Raw genomic sequence first — 19,388 nt, 5'->3', positions numbered from 1 at the left:
CGTTCTCCGACTTTGTATCCGCACGGCCGACGAGGCCCGAGGTGAGGCCACGCTCGCCGACGGCCATGCGGATACAAGATTCTGCAATTGACGCACCCGCCCTTCCGTCCGGCAACAGCCCTTTTGCGTGTGCCGCTGAACTTGACCTAAGTTTGAGAACAAGGGCTCCTCAGGAAATACCCCTCGGGTGTCTAACGAGCATGGCAGCCTGGGGGGGAGCCAAGGGGCGCGAAGCATGGCCTGACATCTCTTTTCATGGGTTCGTGTGCGGCGACGTGGCATGACTGTTCGTCGACGAGTCCTCGCCGTCGATCGTCGGATCGCAGCCGAGGAAGCTCGATATGGAACTCCCTGGGACCTTACCCGGCTCTCAATGGATTCATCATCAAGTCGGCCGAAGAGCCCAGCACGATCGGATTCAACCGCCCCATCGAGTGAGCCAGCCCGCTCGGGGAGGCCGGACGCGGTCGTCCGGCGTGGAAAGCGTCGCGCGCGCCGTTACCCATGGACGGAGTCCCTCGAGGGGCGGGAGCTGCTGAGCTTGGCCGCCGTCGGGGTGGAGTTCCGGGTCAACACCTTCACCTCGGGCACGCAGCAGACGCACCCCGAGAGCCCCCGGGCCGTGGCGATGGATGCCGACGGCGACTTCGTCGTCGTCTGGACCAGCGACGGACAGGACGGCGGCGCGATGGGAGTCTACGGCCAACGCTACAACACCCTGGGCGTTCCCCAGGGGTCTGAGTTCCGCATCAATGCCACTTCGGCCGGCAGCCAGTCCAACGCGACGGTCGCCATGGACGCCGACGGGAACTTCGCCGTCACCTGGACGAGCGACCAAGACGGCCTCGACGACATCTATGCTCGCGGGTTCGACGCCGACGGCACGCCGAGGACCGATGAGTTCCGGGTCAACGCCGTCACGGCGGACCACCAGGACCGCCCCTCGGTGGCGATGGGCGCCGACGGCGACTTCGTGATCACCTGGACGAGCGGCGGCGATCATGACGGGGACAGCACGGGCATCTACGCCCGGCGCTTCGACGCCGCCGGCACGCCGAAGGGCGGTGAGTTCCAGGTCAACACCCAGGCCTCGCAGGCGCAGGCCGACCCCAGGATCGCGATGGATCCGGCCGGCAACTTCGTCGTCGTCTGGGCGAGCAACCTCCAGGACGGCGACAGTTGGGGCATCTACGGCCAGCGGTTCGACGCCGCGGGCGTGCCGCGAGGGGGCGAGTTCCGTGTCAATTCAGTCACCGCCGACGTCCAGCAAGACGCCTCGGTGGCGATGGACGCGCTCGGAAATCTCGTCGTCGCCTGGGGCAGCAACTTCCAGGACGGCGACGGCTGGGGCGTGTACGCCCGGCGGTTCGACGCGGCGGGGGCTGCTCAGGGCGGCGAGCTCCAGGTCAACACCGTCGCCGCGGGCGACCAGCGCTTCCCGGCCGTCGCCATGGCGCCCGACGGCCGGTTCCTGATCGCCTACCAGGGCCTGACCCAGGATCCCTCCGCCGACGCCGGCGTCTACCTCCGCCAGTACACCGCCGCCGGCGTCGCCCAGGGCGTCGAGGCCCGCGTGCCGACGACCACCCTGGCCGACCAGCTCGCGCCCTCCGTCGCCACGACCGGTGGCAAGGCCGTCGTCGTCTGGAGCGGCTCCGGGACGGGCGACCCGGACGGCGTCTTCGGCCAGCGCCTCGTCGGCCCGGGTTTCACCGTGTCGCCCCAGGCCGGATTGCAGACGACCGAGGCCGGCGGGACGGCCACCTTCACCGTCGTCCTCGACGCCGCCCCGACGGCCGACGTCACGATCGCCCTGAGCAGCACGAACACCGCCGAGGGCACCGTCTCCCCCTCCTCCATGACCTTCACCCCCGCCGATTGGGACGCGCCGCGGACGGTCTCCGTCACCGGCGTGAACGACGCGATCCGGGACGGCGACCGGCTCTTCTCGATCGTGCTGGGGGCGGCCACCGGCGCCGACCCGCTCTACAACGGCCTCGACCCGGCCGACGTCCGGGTGGCCAACCGGGACGACGAGCCGGGCGTCTCGACCAACGGCTTCTGGCTCTCGACCACCGACGACGTGCCGTCTCCCAGCGGGGCCCCAGGGCTCAGCTCCTGGGGAAAGGACGAGGTGATCTCCTTCGGCGGCCCGTCGCTGGCCCTGGAGCCGGGGACGACGGCCGGCTCCTTCCTCTCGGTCTTCCGCCTCGACCTCCTCGCCGACGACGGCAACGCCGAGGTGGACGCGATCCACCACGTCAGCCGGGCGGTCACCGTCGGCGGGGCCCACGCCATCGCCCTGCAGCCGGGCGACCTGCTGCTCTCGACCGGCACCAACGAGGCGTTCCTCGGCGGCACCTTCGTCGTCGACGAGGCCGACCTCTTCCTGTTCCGCCCGAACACGCCCGGCGACTACTCGTCCGGCACCTTCCGGATGGTCCTGGACGAGAGCTCCGCCGGCTTCGGGGCCAGCTTCGGCAAGCTGTGGGGCATCGCGCTGGTCGAGCGGGCGACGACGGTCGGAGACGTCACGCTGAACGCCGGCGACTTCCTCTACTCGCGCGACGGCGGCGCCGAGGACCACGACGTCTGGCTCTTCCGCCCCTCCGACGTCGGCCGGGACACGACCTCGGGGACCCACGCCCGGCTGGTCGAGGGGGACCAGGTCGGCATCAACCCGAAGGTCTTCGGCATCGACCTGGTGAGCGAGACGGCCACCTACGGCGGGAGGACGCTCGCCGCCGGGACCCTCCTGCTGTCCCTCGACGGCGAGGACAACTCCGTCGGCAACGGGACGCCGATCGCCGTCACGCGTCGCGACGTCTTCGCCCTCCAGCTCTCGCAGACGACCCTCGGCTCCGGCACGGCGACCGGCACCGCCTCGCTCGTCTTCCAGGGCGGCGACGTCGGCCTGGACACGAACAAGGAGGCGATCAACGCGCTGACCCTCGTCTCCCGGCCGGGGATCGCCGTCACGCCGACTTCCGGCCTGACGACGAGCGAGGCCGGCGGCACCGCCTCCTTCAGCGTCCGGCTGCTGAGCCAGCCGACGGCGGATGTCACCATCCCCGTCTCCACCTCCGACTCGACCGAGGGGGCCCCTTCCGTCGCGTCGCTCACCTTCACCCCGGCCAACTGGAACGTCGCCCAGACGGTGACGGTCGTCGGCGTCGATGACTTCCTGGCCGACGGCCCGGTGGGCTATACCATCGTCCTGGGCCTCGCGTCCGGCCTGGACCCCGGCTACAACGGGGTCGATCCGGCCGACGTCTCCCTGACCAACGCCGACAACGACGTGCCGGGCGTCACCGTCACCCCGATCACCGGCCTGACGACCACCGAGGCCGGCGGCACGGCCACCTTCTCCGTCTCCCTGCGCAGCATGCCGCTGGCGAACGTGACGATCGCCGTCGCGACCTCCGACGCGACCGAGGGGATCGCCTCGGTGTCCTCGATCACCTTCACGCCGGCCAACTGGAACGTCCCGCAGTCCGTCACCGTCACCGGGGTCGACGACCCCATGATCGACGGCCCCATCGCCTACTCGATCGTCCTGGGGGCCGCCTCCAGCCTCGACCTGAGTTACAACGGCCTGGACCCATCCGACGTGGCCCTCACCAACGCCGACGACGACGTGGCCGGCTTCCTCGTCACGCCCACCTCGGGCCTGACGACCACCGAGGCCGGCGGCACCGCCTCCTTCAGCGTCCGGCTGCTGAGCCAGCCGACGGCCGACGTGACGATCCCCGTCTCCACCTCCGACCCGACCGAGGGGACGCCCTCGGTCACGTCGCTGACCTTCACCCCGGCCAACTGGAACGTCGCCCAGACGGTCACCGTCGCAGGCGTCGACGACCTGGACGACGACGGCGACGCCGCCTATTCGATCCTCCTGGGTGCCGCCTCCGGCGCCGACCCGCTCTACAACGGCCTGGACCCGGCCGACGTCGCGCTCACCAACGTCGATGACGACGCGGCCGGGATCCTCGTCTCGCCGGTGACCAACCTGACGACGAGCGAGGCCGGCGGCACCGCCTCCTTCTCCGTCATGCTCGCCAGCCGCCCGGCGGCCCCGGTGACGATTGCCATCGTCACGAGCGACCCGACCGAGGGGATCGCCTCGGCGGCCTCGCTGACCTTCACGCCGGCCGACTGGAACATCCCGCGATTCGTCACGGTTGCGGGCGTCGACGACCCGGACGACGACGGCGACGTGGCCTACTCCATCGTCCTCGGCCTCGCCAGCAGCTTCGACCCGCTCTACAACGGCCTGGACCCGGCCGACGTCGCCGCCGTCAACGCCGACGACGACACCGCCGGGGTCGTCGTCGCCCCGATGGCGGGCCTGACGACGAGCGAGGCCGGCGGCTCGGCCTCGTTCTCCGTCGTCCTGACCAGCCGGCCGGCGGCCGATGTGACCATCACCGTCGCGACCTCCGACCCGACCGAGGGCGTCCCCTCGGCGGCCTCGCTCACCTTCACGCCCGCCGACTGGAACGTCGCCCGCGCGGTGACGATCGTCGGCAGCGACGACTCCCTCGACGACGGGGACGTCACCTATACCATCGTCCTCGGGCCCGCCACCAGCCTCGACCCGCTCTATAACGGCCTGGACCCGGCCGACGTCGCCGCCGTCAACGCCGACGACGACACCGCCGGGGTCGTCGTCGCCCCGATGGCGGGCCTGACGACGAGCGAGGCCGGCGACACCGCCTCCTTCTCCGTCGTCCTGACCAGCCAGCCCTCGGCGGACGTGACGATCCCCGTCTCGACCTCCGATGCGGGCGCGGGCGTCGTCTCGGTCTCCTCGCTCACCTTCACGCCCGCAAACTGGAACGTCCCGCAATTCGTCACGGTTGCCGGCGTCGATGACCCCGACGACGCCGGCGACACCCCTTATTCGATCCTCCTCTCGCCCGCCTCCAGCGCCGACCTGCTCTATAACGACCTGGACCCGGCCGACGTCGTCCTCTCGAACGCCGACGACGACGCGACCGGCATCGTCGTCTCGCCCAACGCCGGCCTGATCACCACCGAGGCCGGCGGCACCGCCTCGTTCTCGGTGGTGCTCGCCTCGCGGCCCGCGGCCGCGGTGACGATCCCCGTCGCCTCGGGCAACCCCGGCGAGGGCGTCGTCTCGGTCTCCTCGCTCACCTTCACCTCGGCCGACTGGGACACCCCACAGGTCGTCACCATCCGCGGCGTCGACGACCCGGACGACGACGGCGACGTGGCCTACTCCATCGTCCTCGGCCTCGCCAGCAGCTTCGACCCGCTCTACAACGGCCTGGACCCGGCCGACGTCGCCGCCGTCAACGCCGACGACGACACCGCCGGGGTCGTCGTCGCCCCGATGGCGGGCCTGACGACGAGCGAGGCCGGCGGCTCGGCCTCGTTCTCCGTCGTCCTGACCAGCCGGCCGGCGGCCGATGTGACCATCACCGTCGCGACCTCCGACCCGACCGAGGGCGTCCCCTCGGCGGCCTCGCTCACCTTCACGCCGGACGACTGGGACGTCCCGCAGGCGGTCACGGTCGTCGGGATCGACGACCCGGACGACGACGGCGACGTCCACTTTGCCGTCCTCCTATCCCCGTCGTCGGGCGACCCGGCCTTCGACCGGCTCGGCGCGGCGGCGGTCACGCTGGAGAACCTCGACGACGACGCGGCGGGCGTCACCATCGACGGGCCCTCGGCGGGCGTGGTCTCGGAGGCGGGGGGGACCGTCTCCTTCGCGATCCGGCTCGATTCCCGGCCGTCGGCCGCCGTGACGATCACCCTCGTCGTCTCCGACCCCGGCGAGGGTGCCGTCTCGACCGCCACCCTCCGCTTCTCGCCCGACGGCTGGGACCGGCCGCAGTCGTTCACCGTCTCGGGGGCGGACGACCCCCAGGACGACGGCGACGCCGCCTTCACCGTGACGCTGTTGGTCGCCTCCGACGACCCGGCCTACGGCGCCCTGCCGGGCGTGGCCATCCCGATGGCCAACCTCGACGACGACGAGGCCGCCCTCGTCGTCGCGATGCAGTCGGCCCCGGTCACGACCGAGGCCGGGGGCACGGCCCGGCTCTCCGTCCGCCTCGCATCGGCCCCGACCGCCGAGGTGGTCGTCGTGCTGGTTGTCGACGACCCCTCGGCCGCGGCCGCCTCGCCGGTCTTGCTCCGCTTCACCCCGGACGACTGGGACATCCCCCAGCTCGTCACGCTGACCGGCCTGGACGACGGCCTCGAAGGCGGCGACCGGCCCTACACCGTCTCCGCCCGCGTCTCCTCGACGGCCGACCCCGCCTACCTCGGCCGGTCCTCCGTCCCCATCCTCCTGCTGAACGCCCAGCCGCCGGCCCCCGAGCCACCGCCGGAGCCGCCATCGCCCGAGCCGCCGGATGCGCCGGCCCCCGAGCCGCCGGATGCGCCGGCCCCCGAGCCGCCGACTCCGGGGCCAACGTCGCCGCAGGAGACGCCGGGGGAGCCGAAGCCCGACGTGCCCCCCCCGGTGGACGAGCTGGGGAACGTGCCGCAGCCGCCGATCGCGCTGGCCCTGTTCCCGAGCTTGGGGCCGCCCCAGGCCGCGAATCCGGTCCGGCTCCCGCCGGTGAAGCCGCTGACCCTCGCCTCGGACGGGGCGGACGAGGTGTCGTCGAACCAGGCGGGCACGGCGTCGGCCCCCTCGGCGAACCGGACCTATGTCGACCCCGAACCGGAGCCGGCCGACCCGGCCCCCGAACCGGAGGCGGATCCGGGGCAGGACGAGTCGCCCGGCGAGCAGCAGGCCGGGCCGGCCTCAAGGCCCGCCGAGCAGGCGGCGGTCGAGGTCTCCGCCCCGGCGCCGATCCTCGCCGCCACCGGCCCGGCCCCATCGCCAACCGCAACCCAGGCGTCGGCCCCCGCCGCCGGCCGCGAGCGAGCCGAGGCGGTGGCAATGGCGGTGGACCATCTCTTCTCCGAGCTGGACCGCCTCGGCCAGGAGCTGGAGGAGGGCGCCGACCCCTTGCCGGCCGCCTCGGTCGCGGCCGTCGGCGTGCTCGCCTCGGTCGGCTACGTCCTCCTCGCCGGCCGCCCTGGCCTATGGTTGCTCGGGGCGCTGGGCGTAGGGCCGATCTGGAGGCAGTTCGACCCGCTCGACGTGATCTTCGCGTGGGAGCAGCAGCAGCGCCGGCGTCGGGAGGAAAGGGGCGACGACGAGGAGTCGCTCCAGTCGATCGCCGAGGGCGGCCGGGCGGCTGCCGGGCCCGTGCGGGGGGTGTCGGCATGTTCCGACTGAGCTTCGGCCTGACCTTCGTCGCCCTCGGGGCCCTGCTGTCGGCCGCGTCGCTCGGCCTGCTGCCCGACCGCCAGGGCGCGGTCCTCGACGGCCGCAAGGCGCTGTGCGAGGCCGTAGCCATCGCCTGCTCGGCCGCCGCCCAGGACGGCGCCGCGTCGGCCATCGTCCCCACGGTGGAGGCCCTGGTGCATCGCCACCCCGATCTGATCTCCGCCGGCATCCGCGACCCCGAGGGCCGCCTGCTCGCCGCATCGCCCGGCCACGAGGCCGCCTGGGGCGACGGGCCCGGCCGGCTGTCGACGCCCACGCACATGCACGTGCCGATCACCCTGGCCGGCGGCCCCTGGGGCGAGGCCGAGCTGCGATTCCGCCCGCTCGACGGCCTCGGCCTGCCGGCCGAGCTGGCCCGGGTCACGCTGCCCCTGCTCGGCTTCGTCGGCCTGATGACCCTGGTCGGCTCGTATTTGCTGCTCCGGGGCGCCTTGCGGAAGGTCGACCCCCGGCGCGCCGGCGTCGTGCCCGACCGCGTCCGCCAGACGCTCAACACGGTGATGGAGGGCGTGCTCGTGCTCGACCGCGAGCAGCGGATCGCCCTGGCCAACGACGCCTTCGCCGCCGCCGTCGGCATCGACGCCGATTCCCTCCGCGGCCGCAAGGCCAGCGAACTGGGATGGGAGCCCGCCCCCGGCGGCGTCCCCCTCGCCGTCGACCCCGCCGACCTGCCCTGGGCTCGCGCCCTGACCGACAAGGCCCCCCGCCGCGGCGACCTGCTCGCGCTGCGCGCCGGCGACCGCCCCCGCCGCGTCTCGGTCAACGCCACGGCCATCCTCGACGACGCCGGCACTTGCCGCGGCGCCCTGGCCACCTTCGACGACCTGACCCCCATCGAGGACAAGAACGCCGAGCTGAGCGTCGCCCTGCACCGCCTCGGCCGCTCCCGCGCCAAGATTCGACGCCAGAAGCTCCAGCTCCAGGTCGCCAAGGAGGCCGCCGAGGCCGCCAACGCCGCCAAGGGCGAGTTCCTCGCCAACGTCAGCCACGAGATCCGCACGCCCATGAACGCGATCATCGGCATGACCGAGATCGCCCTGGACACGGAGCTTCGCGGCGACCAGCGCGAGTACCTGGAGGTCGTCCGCTCCTCGGCCGAATCGCTGCTGGCGATCATCAACGACCTGCTCGACTTCTCCAAGATCGAGGCCGGCAAGTTCGAGCTGGACCCGCGCCCCTTCTCGCTCCGCGACACGATCGGTGAGACGCTCCGCACGCTGGCCGTCCGCGCCCACGGCAAGGGCCTGGAGCTGGTCGGCGACGTCGGCCCCGACGTGCCCGACGCCTTGCTCGGCGACTCCGGCCGGCTCCGGCAGGTGCTCATCAACCTCGTCGGCAATGCGATCAAGTTCACCGAGCGCGGCGAGGTCTGCGTCCGCGTCTCGCCCGGCGAGGCCGACGGCGTCGGCGGCGTCGCCCTCCGGTTCGACGTGGCCGACACGGGCATCGGAATCCCGGCCGACAAGCTGCACTCCATCTTCGACCCGTTCACCCAGGCCGACGGCTCGACCGCCCGCAAGTACGGCGGCACCGGCCTGGGCCTGGCCATCTCGAACCGGCTGGTCGGCATGATGGGCGGCCGGATCTGGGTCGAGAGCGAGCCGGGACGCGGCAGCACCTTCCGCTTCACCCTCCGCCTGGCCGAGTCCGAGGCCCCGGCCGACGCCTCCGCCGGCCTCCCCGAGCACCTGCTCGGCCGCCCGGCGGTGGTCGTCGACGACAACGCGAGCAACCGCCACGCCCTGGCCGGCATGCTCGGCCGGCTCGGCCTGGAGACCCGGGGCTTCGAGGAGGGGATCGACGCGGTCATCGAGCTGGGCCGCGCCGACACGCCCCCGGCCGTCGCCGTGGTCGACTCCACATTGGCCGACGTCGACGGCATCGACGTGGTCGAGCAGCTCTCCCGGCTGCCGAAGCCGCCCGAGGCCACGGTCCTGCTGCTGGAGCCCTCGCAGGCCGCCCTGGGCGAGCGTGCCCGGTCGCTGGGCGCCGTGCCGCTGTTGAAGCCGGTCAAGGAGTCGGACCTGCGCCGCGCCCTCCGCGAGGGCCTGGGCCTCGAATCCCGGGCCACGCCCGCCGGCCCATCGGCCGTCGGCGCCCCGAGCGGCCCCCGCTACCGGGTCCTGCTGGTCGATGATAATGAGTTCAACCGCCGCGTCGGCGCCCACAAGCTCCGACAGCTCGGCCATGAGGTCATCGTGGCCTGCGGCGGCCGCGAGGCGCTCGACCTGCTCGACTCCGAACCCTTCCACCTCGTCTTCCTCGACGTGCAGATGCCCGACCTCGACGGCCTTGAGACGACCGCCGCCCTCCGGGCCCGCGAGGCCGACACGGGGGCGCATCAACTCGTCATCGCCATGACGGCCCGCGCGATGGCCGGCGACCGCGAGCAGTGCCTGGCCGGCGACATGGACGGCTACGTCACCAAGCCGATCCGCGACGACCAGCTCGCGGCCGAGATCCGCGTCCTCTCCCCCCGGATCGCCGCCCCGCCGCTGCCCGACGCGACTGTCCCCGCCCCCGCCCCCGCCCCCGAGCCCCGTCCCAACGCTCCGGCCGGCGTCGGGCCGGACCGCGAGGCGGCCCTGGCCCGCGTCGGCGGCGACGCGGCGCTGTTCCAGAGCCTCATCGACGTCTTCGCCGAGGACTGCACCCGGATGATCGCCGAGCTGCGATCGGCCCTGGCCGACGGCGACGCCGCCACCCTCGGCCGGGCCGCGCACACGATCAAGAGCATGACCCGATTTTTCTCGATCGACGACGTCTCCGAGATCGCCTACGGCCTGGAGCTGATGGGCCAGCGGGGCGACCTCGGCTCGGCGCCGGCCGAGGTCGAGCGGCTGGTCGCGGCGCTGGACCGCGTGCTGCCGCAGATCCTAGCGATGAGCGACGGAGCCCCCCGCCGATGAAAATCCTGATCGCTGAGGACAACGCCTTCTACCGGCGCATGCTGGAAGCGACCCTCACGCACTGGGGATACGAGGTCCTGGCCGTGGACAACGGCCGGGACGCCCTGGACATGCTGATGGCCCACGACGCGCCGAAGCTGGCGATCCTCGACTGGATGATGCCCGGCCTCGACGGCCCGGAAGTCTGCGCCCGGATCCGCGCCACGCCGCGGCCCGAGCCGGCCTACCTCATCATCCTCACCTCCAAGGAGCGCGACGAGAACGTGGTCACGGCCCTCGACGTCGGGGCCGACGACTTCATCACCAAGCCCTTCGACCACAACGAGCTGCGCGCCCGCATCCAGGTCGGCCGCCGGATCGTCGGCCTGCAGACGAGCCAGTCGGTCGTCTTCGCGTTTGCCCGCGCTGTCGAGGCCAAGAGCCCCTACACCCACGGCCACTCCGGTCGGGTCACCGAGCTGGCCCTAGCCCTGGCCGAGGCCGTCGGCGTCCCGCCTCAGGACCGCGAGCTGCTCCGCCAGGGCGGCCTGCTGCACGACATCGGCAAGATCTGCATCCCCGACGCCATCCTCAACAAGCCCGGCCCGCTGACGCCCGAGGAGCTGGAGGTTATCAAGGAGCACCCCGCCCAGGGCGTCCGCATCGTCGAGCCCTTGCAGTCGCTCTCGGCCGTCGTCCCGATGATCCGATGGCACCACGAGCGGCTCGACGGCGGCGGCTACCCCGATGGCCTCCGCGGCGAGGCCATCCCGCTGTCGGCCCGCATCCTCGCCGTGGCCGACGTCTACGACGCCCTGGCCAGCGCCCGCCCCTACCGCGGCGCCCTGCCGCCCGCCCGCTGCCTCGACCTGATCGACGCCAACGCCCAGGGCGGCGGCCTCGACCCCGAGCTGTTCGCCCACTTCCGGGCCGTGATGGCCGACCGGCTCGGCGCCCCCGCCCTCTCCACCGCCGTCGCCAGAGGCAAGGTCGTCGACCCCCGGCCGGCCTCGCCCGCCCCGGCCGACGGCCCCGGCCCCGGGGCCCCGGCCCCGGCCCCGGCCGTCGACCCCGAGGGCGACTCGTGGGCGTACTCCTACCAGGACCTGAGGCGGCTCGCCACGGTGGACCACCTCACCGAGGTGGGCAACCGCGCCGAGTTCGAGCGGATGATCCGCGTGGTGCTCTCCGACGCGCAGGGCCTCGGCCAGCGATCGCTGCTCGCCCTGGCGGACATCGACCAGTTCAAGCGAATCAACGACCGTTTCGGGCATCAGGCCGGCGACGCGGTCCTCCGCCACTTCGCCCGGATGCTCCGCGACCACTGCTCGCCGGTCGACTTCGTCGCCCGCTACGGCGGCGACGAGTTCGCCATCATCCTGGCCGGCTACGACCTCGACGCGGCCCGCGACCGCCTGGATCGACTCCGCGCCCAGATCGCCCAGGAGCCGTTGCCGGCCCTCAATGGCGCCCGATTTACCGCCAGCTTCGGCCTGTCCGAGATCACGCGGGGACACTCTGTCGAGCAGATCATCGACCGCGCCGACCAGGCCTTGTACGAGGCCAAGGCGTCCGGCCGGGATACCATCGTGGCCCGCGATCTGGGGTCCGCGTCGGTCGATCCTCGGCGGATCGGGACCCGATCGCCTTCGCCCGAGCACGCATCACCGCTGGACGTCTCGCCGTCGCTGCCCACAACGATGGCGGACGGAACGACCCTCCGATCGACCGGCGAGCGAGGGGCCATCCCCCTGGGGGCATGCGATCCAAGGACTGCGTGATCCGCCCCCATCGACACACCGGGCGTCGATCCCGCGGGAAGCCTCGGCTCGGAGGGGTCACGGATCGACGGCGGGTCACCCGTCGTCGGTCCTGACGGATCCGCCGGCACCACGACGAGAAGCGTCGAGCCCGCCCCCCCGCGAGTCACCCGGCGGCTGCGTCTCCTCGCACCGGAGGTGCACTCAATGCCTCCTCCGGATCATGGCGCCCCCGGGAATTCCTGCCACCCGGTGGTAGAATTTCCCCCGTCCGAGGCCCGACCTCGTCCCGGGAGGAGCCGGTGGATCGCTTCGAGCCCGAACACTGGCCGCGCTTCGTCCGCCTCCCGGCCTTCACGCGCGACTGGGAACGCCTCGGCCTGGACGGGGACGATCTCCGGGCACTGGAGCTGGAGATCCTCGCCGACCCGACCCGGGCGCCGGTGATCCGCGGGACCGACGGCCTGCGGAAGCTTCGCTTCGCCGGCCCGCGGGCCGGCCGGGGCAAGTCGGGGGCCCACCGGGTCTGCTACGCGGACTTCCCGGAGCAAGGGACGGTGGCGATGGTGGTCGTCTTCGGCACGACCTCAGCGCGGCGGACCGAGAAGCGGTGGCGGCCGTGCTGGGGGGGGCCGTGTCGAGTTGCGGCGGGAGGCAGCCCGGGGACGGCCTCCGGCCCGGGGACGGCGCCGGAGGAAGGGCGATGGCTAAGGCGAGCGGGGCGAAGACGAAGCGGGCGGCCGGTCGCCGGAAGGGCGCGGGAGGGGCGGCGGGCAGTGAGCTGTCGCCGGCCGGGACGAAGATCGTGGCCGCCTTCGAGGAGGCGATCGAGGCGATGAGCTCGGGGGAGCCGACGGAGCGCCGGTTCACCGTGCGGACGTACAAGGTGGACTTCACGCCGCGGTCGTATGGCCCAGACGACGTGCGGCGTGTGCGCGGGCTGCTGGGGATGAGCCAGGCGGTGTTCGCCGGGTTCCTGGGGGTGGACGCGAACACGGTACGGTCGTGGGAGCAGGGGGTGCGACCGCCGAGCGGGGTGGCGCGGCGGTTCATGGACGAGATCGAGGCGGCGCCGGATCACTGGAGGCGTCGGGTGGCCGAGGGAGTCGGCGGAGGCGAGCTGACAGGCTGAACGGAGTCCGCCCCCCTGCCCCGCCGCGGTCGCAGGGCGACAACGCGCCTCGGCTCGGTCACCGACCGACGGTGTGGTGGTCGTCGGGGCCATGCCGAGACGATTCGCTCCCTGCCCACAAAGGCGCACTCCTCGGCCAAGTCATCCAAGGGCCGTCCTCGCGCGACTGGCTCCGGGGCTCGGTCGTCCTCGTCTTACTCCAGGATCGCGCAGGGACGACCTTCGCCTCGTCGAGGTGTGTATGCTGCTCCGCGGCTCCCTGTGCCAGGACGACAATTTCGGCGCCATCGACGGCTCAGTAGTAGAACTGGACCCGAAGCCAGAGCATCTCGTTGGTCAGGGCATGGCGATCAGGCAATGCGAAGAAGACGGGATCGCCGAACTCGCCGTGCTGCCAGTCGAGATAGACCTTGACGAACTTGTTCGGGTACCAGTTCACCCCGAGGTTGGTGACCCAGGCGCGATTGCTCCAGAGGGCCCGGTCGGCGAGCCCGGCGTCGAAGAGCCCCGAGTCGATGTCGAAGGCGCTATAGCGGCCGATCAGCTCGATGGCACCCGGGCCGAACTCGCCCCGGCGGAGCCGGAAGGGTCGAAGCGGCTCGACGACGGTTCGGCGCTCGACCTGCTCGCCGGTCAGGAAGTAGCCGGCGGAGACGGAGTAGCCGGAGGCGGGGAGCACCGTCGATTCGGGCGTGGCGACGGTGCGCGCGTAGCGCTGGATCGAGCCGTTGTACTCGGCGAGGAGCGAGAGCGACCGGTAGAAATACGCGAGGTGGGCCGACCAGAAGGTGCGCTGGCCACGCTCGATCACCTCGTCGTCGAAGATCAGGAACGGCGGCGCGGCGCGGTCGGCCGTGCCGGCGTTCGAGGCGTTGGTCGCCAGTCGGAACGAGCGGGGGAGGAACGCGGCGTTGTCCTGGGCCCCGTAGGCGAACGAGCCGCCGAGGTTCAGGAGGCGGAGCGGGTTGCCCTCGGCCGTCTCCTGGAAGGGTCGGGCGTTGAGGTACGCCATCACGTCCTTGGAGTCGTTGAAATCCTCGTACGAATTCCGGGGGCCGTCGAAGACGCCGACGGCGTAGTCGAGCCGCTCGTCCAGCAGGGAGCCCCAGAGCATGGCGCCGAGCTGTCGGTTGAGGCCGAGGTTCGTGGTGAAGAGGGACCGCTCGGGGGCGATCAGCCACATGTTCTGGATGGCGAACTGCTCGTAGTTGAACGGCGTCATGAAGCGGCCGACCTTGAGCTGCAGGCGGTCGTCGCGGCGGAAGTTGAGGTAGGCGTCGAGCAGGTCCAGGGCGCCGAACCCGCGGTTGATCGAGACGAGGTACTCGACGCCCCGGGTGGCCCTCCCGCCGAAGAAGAGGCGATTGCGGGGGGCGTAGATGCCGTCTCGGGCGAACAGCTCGCCACCGGGGTCGAAGGCGCGGTAGTCGGTCTGGCTCTCGATGTGGACCTGGAGCTGGAACTCCTCGTCCTCGCTCTCGAAGACGAAGCCCTGGCCGAAGCCGCCGAGGAGCGGGATCCGCCCGCTCGGGCGACTCGGCGTCACGCCGGCATAGCTGGGGACCGGCGAATCGGCGTTGGCCGAGAACGAGGTGCCGGGCCTCGACTCGCCAGCATCCGTCGGATTGGCCACCCCCGCCGCGTCCGCCGGGGGGGCGTCGGCCGGCTTCACTGGCGAAGCATCGAGCCGCTCGCGGAGCGCCCGGTTCTCCTGCTCGAGCCGCCGGTTCCGCTCCTCCAGCGCCTCGAGCCGCGCCTCGATGGCCGCCAACCGATCGATCGGATCCGCTGCGGGGGTCGGGGGAGGAAACGGGGCGGTCGCCGACAGGGTCGGCTTCTGCCCGGATGCGGCGTCAGGGCCCGTCGCTAGCGCCAGGACGAGCGACATTGCCAGGAATCGCCGCTTCATGTCCGTCCTCGGACGCCGACAGTCCAGGCCGCTCCACTCGGGGCACAAGGGTAGTATCGGATGTGCGGGTCGTGCCCTTTAGGGGGGCTGGCGAATCGGCGGCGGCCCACCCCTCAGCCCAATCGAGCGACGGGGCTGTGGACGCCGACGATTCCGGGGGATGCCTCGAGGATCCGCGCCCATCGACTCAGATCCTCGGCCGGGGGCGATCGCGGAGCAGACCCCGGGGCCCTCGGCGTTCCGGGGGCGGGGCCGCCGGGCGCGATCCCCCGTCACTCGGCCGCCCCGACCTCGCGGCGGAGACGCTTCCAGTCCACGCCGAGCTTGCGCATCCGCGAGCGCAGCGTGTGCGGGTTGATCCCCAGCAGGGCCGCCGCCCCACGCCGGCCCTCGACCCGGCCCCGGGCCCGGACCAGGGCCGCCTCGATGTGCCGGGCCATCGCCGCCTCCAGGGGCACGAACCCGTCCTCCTCCCCGCCGGGCCGAGATAGGGGCAGGGCCATCGGGCCGGGGGCCGCGGCGGGCGGCCTGGGCGTGCCCAGGGCGAGGGCGACCTCCAGCCGCTCGCCGTCGCCGAGGATCGCAGCCCGCTCGATCACCGCCGCCAGCTCGCGGACGTTCCCCGGCCAGGGGTAGGTCACCAGCAGGCCGACGTCCTCGGCCGTCGGCGCCAGGGGGGGCATCCCCAGCCGTCTGGACGACCGCAGCGCGAAGTGCGCCGCCAGGGCCGGGACATCCGCCGGCCGCTCGCGCAGGGGGGGCAGCCGGATCGGGAAGACGGCGATCCGGTACCAGAGGTCCTGGCGGAACCGGCCGTCGCCGACCATCGCCTCCAGGTCGCGGTGCGTCGCCGCCACGATCCGGACGTCGACCGACACCGGCCGCTCGCCGCCGACGCGCTCGAGCTGGCCATCCTGCAGGACCCGAAGCAGCCGGACCTGCGCCGCCGGGGGAAGCTCCCCCACCTCGTCCAGGAAGAGCGTCCCGGTGTCGGCCCGCTCGAACCAGCCCTTGCGCTCGGCCACGGCGCCGGTGAAGCTGCCCTTCTCGTGGCCGAAGAGCTCCGAGTCGACCAGCTCCGGCGGGATCGCCCCGCAATTGATTCGCAGGAACGGCCCGCGCGCCCGCCGCGATCGGGTGTGGACGGCGCGGGCCACCACCTCCTTGCCCGAGCCGGTCTCGCCCAGGACCAGGACCGGGGCGTCGGAGGGGGCGACGCGGGCGACCTGCTCCATGACCTCGCGTAGGCCCGTCTCGGCGCCGACGATCGAGTCGCTGATGTCCAGGCGGCCGAGCTTGGTCAGCAGCGAGCGGTTCTCGGCCTCGACGGCCTCGCGGAGCGAGGTCAGCTCCCGGAGGCGGCGGTCGTTGTCCAGGGCGACGGCGAAGGGGTCGAGCAGGGCGGCCAGCAGCTCGGCGTGCTCGTCCCGGAACTGGCGTGGCGGCCGGGCGGTGAGCAGCAGGACCCCGGCCGGCCCGTCGGCCGCGAGGAGCGGGCCGGCGAGCACCTCGCCGTCGGTCCCCTCGGGCAGGATGCCGGGGGGCTCGGCCGTGGCGGAGCGGTCGGCCAGGCGGAGGACCTGGCGGCGGTGGCACCAGGCGATCAGCCGCTGCATCGCCTCGGGGGTCAGCTCGCTGCGGGCCCGCGACGGGGCGGGGCCGGGGCGGCAGTGGCCCAGGGCGACCGTCTCGACGACGCCGCCGGCCGCGTCGATGCGGCGGACCAGGGCCAGGTCGGCCGGCAGCCGCCTCGCCAGCAGCGGGGCGATCAGCTCGACCGACTCGGGGATCTGCAGGTGGCGGCAGACCTCGCGCCAGATCTCCAGCAGCAGGGTGGCGTGACGCTCCACAGGCCGTGTCCCCGTGGGATATGACGGATTATCCATGGGATATCCTGGGAAAATCCGTTTCATTTCGCGGATTTCCCGGCTGTCCACCCTCGAAGGAGAGCATAACACGGACATTTCCCGGGAATCACGCCCAATCCCGGCGTGGTCCGCCCCTTGCCCTACTCATCCTCCGTGCCGGGTCGCCCCCCGGGCCGACTCGGCCGGGGGGAACACGCCGGACGATCCATGCCCCTTGAGGCCCCGGAGGCCAGCACGGTGGACGTCATCCTCGACCTCACGGGTCAGGCCCGACGCCGCGTCGCCGGGCTGGTTGAGGCGGCCCGGTGCCTGGTACTCGGCTGGGTCGAGCGGAACATAGTCGCCGAGTTCCCCGCCGACGAGGACCTGCCGTGAGCGGCCCGCCGACCTGCCGGCGGGCGTCGGCAAGCCGCCCCTCTCCACTCCCCCGGACGATCGCCCGCGGCCGCGGGCCCGGAGCCGATGCCATACGACATCGTCCCCCCTTGCCATGCCCGATCGGGCCGCTTGTCCCCCTCGCGGGCGGTCGGCGGTGTCCGACTCATGACATCGGGATCGGCGGGCGGTGAGCTGTTCCGGCGTGGTTGGGAAGGGATCGGGAAGGGGGATGGCGATGGTTGCGGCCCTGGCGATGGCGACTTTCGTGGCGGCGAGTCCGGCGGCGGACGGCGGGGGGATCGGGCCGGACGAGCGGCCGAACGTGGTGCTCATCGTGGCCGACGACCTCGGCCACGGCGACGTCGGCTTCAACGGCCGGTCGGAGTGGGCGACGCCACACCTCGACGCCCTGGCGTCCCGAGGCATGGTGCTGCGGCGGTTCTATGCCTCCGCCTGCGTCTGCGGGCCGAGCCGGGCGGCGCTGATGACCGGCAAGTCCCCGGGCCGCTGCGGCGTCCGCGGCAATGCCGACGACCTGCCGGCCGGCGAGGTGACGATCGCCGAGGCCCTGGCCGATCGGGGCTACGCCACGGCCCTCTTCGGCAAGTGGCACCGCGGGGCCCCGGCGCCGGGCGAGGCCGAGGCCGTCCACCCGCTCGACCAGGGCTTCGGCGCCTTCTTCGGCTTCCTCGACCCCTACCACGCCGCGGAGAAGTACCCGGCCTCGCTCTGGGACGGCCGCGACCGTGTCCCGTCGGCCGGCTACGCCGACGACCTGTTCACCGACCGGGCGGTCGACTTCATCGGCCGGCACCGGTCCGGCCCCTTCCTGCTGGTGCTGGCCTGCACGGCGCCGCACCACGCGATCGTCGCCCCGGCCGAGGAGGTCGACCGGCATCGGGGACGGCTGCCGGAATCCGAGCCGGGCCGACCGCACAACGCCCACTATGCCGGCATGGTCACGCGGCTCGACCGCAACGTCGGGCGGGTCCTCGACGCGCTGGAAGGGCACGGGCTGTCGGGCCGGACGCTGGTCGTCTTCACCAGCGACAACGGGGCGACGTTCGAGGAGGCCAACCTCGGGGCCAGCGCCGCGCTGGGCAGCAACGGGCCGCTGCGGGGCCAGAAGCGGACGCTGTGGGAGGGGGGCATCCGGGTGCCGACGGTGGTCTCGTGGCCGGGGCGGATCCCGACGGGGGCCGTCTCGGAGGCCGTCGGGGTGCAGGCCGACCTGCTGCCGACGGCGCTGGCCGCCGCCGGGGGGGAGCCCGATCCGTCCTGGGGCGTCGAGGGGGTCGATCTCCTGCCGAGCTGGGCCGGCGTCGGCCCCGGGCCCGATCGGACGCTGACCTGGGAATGGCGAGACGAGGGTGCGGACCAGCGGGCGGCCCTGCGGGGCGACCTGAAGCTGGTGGTCGACCGGGGGACACCCGCCCTGTTCGACGTGGCCGCCGACCCCGGCGAGCGCCGCGACCTGTCCGCCGATCGGCCCGGGGATGTCGCCCGGCTGGGGCGCGAGCTGCTCGATCGGCCCGGGCCGGGCGGCTTGACCGGGTCGGATCGCCGCCCCTATGCGAAGGCCCCCGGGCTCCTCGGGCACCAGCGGTCGCCCCGGCGTGCGTCGTCGGGGGGCAAGCCCCCTGCGACGCCCGTCTCGGGCGACCTGGCCGCCTTGCAAGGCCGCTGGTCGGCCTCGACCGGCCCCGGCGGGGGGACGGTCGTCGAGTGGGAGGTCGTCAACGACCGTGCCTCGTTCCGCGTCGAGACGCCCGAGGGCCTGACGATCCGGGCCGTCGGCTCGGTCGTCGTCGACGCGACGGCCGACCCGCCGGCCCTCGACTGGGTCGGCTTCCGGACCGGCGCGGGGCTGCCCCTGCCCCCGGTGCCGTCGATCTATCGGCTCGACGGCGAGGCCTTCACCGTCCGCGCCGGCGGCCCCAATGGGGCCCGGCCGACGGCCTTCGCCCCCGGCGACGGGCCGCTGGCCGACCTCGTGACCTTCCGCCGGGTGGTGCCGGGGCCGTTGACGGCCTCGGCCCCCGGGGCCGGGCTCCGGTGAGCCCGAGGCCCCGACCCGGGTCGATGCGGGCGGCGGCCCATAGCGGCCCCGCCCTCCTTCTCCCCTGATTTCCCGGAGG

At 73.0% G+C, this 19,388-nt stretch carries 8 protein-coding genes; 6 read left to right on the top strand and 2 right to left on the bottom strand.

What is annotated here, in order from left to right; translation table 11 throughout:
• The first annotated feature begins 541 nt into the window (after positions 1-541).
• The 4 genes from ElP_RS34770 (at position 542) to ElP_RS34755 (ending at position 13,095) form a co-directional block, all read left to right on the top strand.
• Entirely contained in the window at positions 542-7,264 is a 6,723-nt protein-coding gene (locus ElP_RS34770; protein WP_197447183.1) for a beta strand repeat-containing protein, read from the top strand.
• On the top strand, positions 7,252-10,224 hold the full coding sequence (locus ElP_RS34765; RefSeq protein WP_197447182.1) for a hybrid sensor histidine kinase/response regulator: 2,973 nt from the start codon (positions 7,252-7,254) through the stop codon (positions 10,222-10,224). Before ElP_RS34770 ends, ElP_RS34765 begins: the two co-directional genes overlap by 13 nt.
• The gene (locus ElP_RS34760) at positions 10,221-11,984 is read left to right on the top strand and encodes a diguanylate cyclase (RefSeq protein ID WP_145279333.1); all 1,764 of its coding nucleotides are present in this window, start codon (positions 10,221-10,223) and stop codon (positions 11,982-11,984) included. Before ElP_RS34765 ends, ElP_RS34760 begins: the two co-directional genes overlap by 4 nt.
• 682 nt (positions 11,985-12,666) lie before the next feature.
• Positions 12,667-13,095, top strand: a complete 429-nt coding sequence (locus ElP_RS34755; RefSeq protein ID WP_145279331.1) for a helix-turn-helix domain-containing protein — start codon at positions 12,667-12,669, stop codon at positions 13,093-13,095.
• Positions 13,096-13,390: 295 nt separating this feature from the next.
• Here the strand turns inward: ElP_RS34755 and ElP_RS34750 are convergent, their stop codons facing one another.
• Both ElP_RS34750 and ElP_RS34745 read right to left on the bottom strand, forming a co-directional pair.
• Entirely contained in the window at positions 13,391-15,004 is a 1,614-nt protein-coding gene (locus ElP_RS34750; RefSeq protein ID WP_145279330.1) for a porin, read from the bottom strand.
• Between the two features lie 272 nt (positions 15,005-15,276).
• Positions 15,277-16,854 carry a sigma 54-interacting transcriptional regulator gene (locus ElP_RS34745; RefSeq protein ID WP_197447181.1) on the bottom strand — a complete coding sequence of 526 codons (1,578 nt, stop codon included), beginning with the start codon at positions 16,852-16,854 and terminating at the stop codon, positions 15,277-15,279.
• A gap of 225 nt (positions 16,855-17,079) precedes the next feature.
• Between ElP_RS34745 and ElP_RS39065 the strand changes: the two genes are divergently transcribed.
• Together ElP_RS39065 and ElP_RS34740 are read left to right on the top strand one after the other, a co-directional pair.
• Positions 17,080-17,247 (top strand): hypothetical protein, encoded by a 168-nt coding sequence (locus ElP_RS39065; protein WP_197447180.1) that lies wholly within the window; start codon positions 17,080-17,082, stop codon positions 17,245-17,247.
• A gap of 232 nt (positions 17,248-17,479) precedes the next feature.
• Complete coding sequence (locus tag ElP_RS34740; protein WP_145279326.1) at positions 17,480-19,309, top strand: sulfatase-like hydrolase/transferase; 1,830 nt, start codon at positions 17,480-17,482, stop codon at positions 19,307-19,309.
• Positions 19,310-19,388 lie beyond the last annotated feature (79 nt).

Source organism: Tautonia plasticadhaerens (assembly GCF_007752535.1).
GTDB lineage: Bacteria > Planctomycetota > Planctomycetia > Isosphaerales > Isosphaeraceae > Tautonia > Tautonia plasticadhaerens.
This window is presented reverse-complemented; position numbering and strand designations above follow the sequence as displayed.

Bases quoted from the DNA above. Each gene is read 5' to 3' on its own strand.
- ElP_RS34765 (WP_197447182.1), top strand. From the start codon at position 7,252: ATGTTCCGACTGAGCTTCGGCCTGACCTTCGTCGCCCTCGGGGCCCTG.
- ElP_RS34760 (WP_145279333.1), top strand. From the start codon at position 10,221: ATGAAAATCCTGATCGCTGAGGACAACGCCTTCTACCGGCGCATGCTG.
- ElP_RS34755 (WP_145279331.1), top strand. From the start codon at position 12,667: ATGGCTAAGGCGAGCGGGGCGAAGACGAAGCGGGCGGCCGGTCGCCGG.
- ElP_RS34750 (WP_145279330.1), bottom strand. From the start codon at position 15,004: ATGAAGCGGCGATTCCTGGCAATGTCGCTCGTCCTGGCGCTAGCGACG.
- ElP_RS39065 (WP_197447180.1), top strand. From the start codon at position 17,080: ATGCCCCTTGAGGCCCCGGAGGCCAGCACGGTGGACGTCATCCTCGAC.
- ElP_RS34740 (WP_145279326.1), top strand. From the start codon at position 17,480: ATGGCGATGGTTGCGGCCCTGGCGATGGCGACTTTCGTGGCGGCGAGT.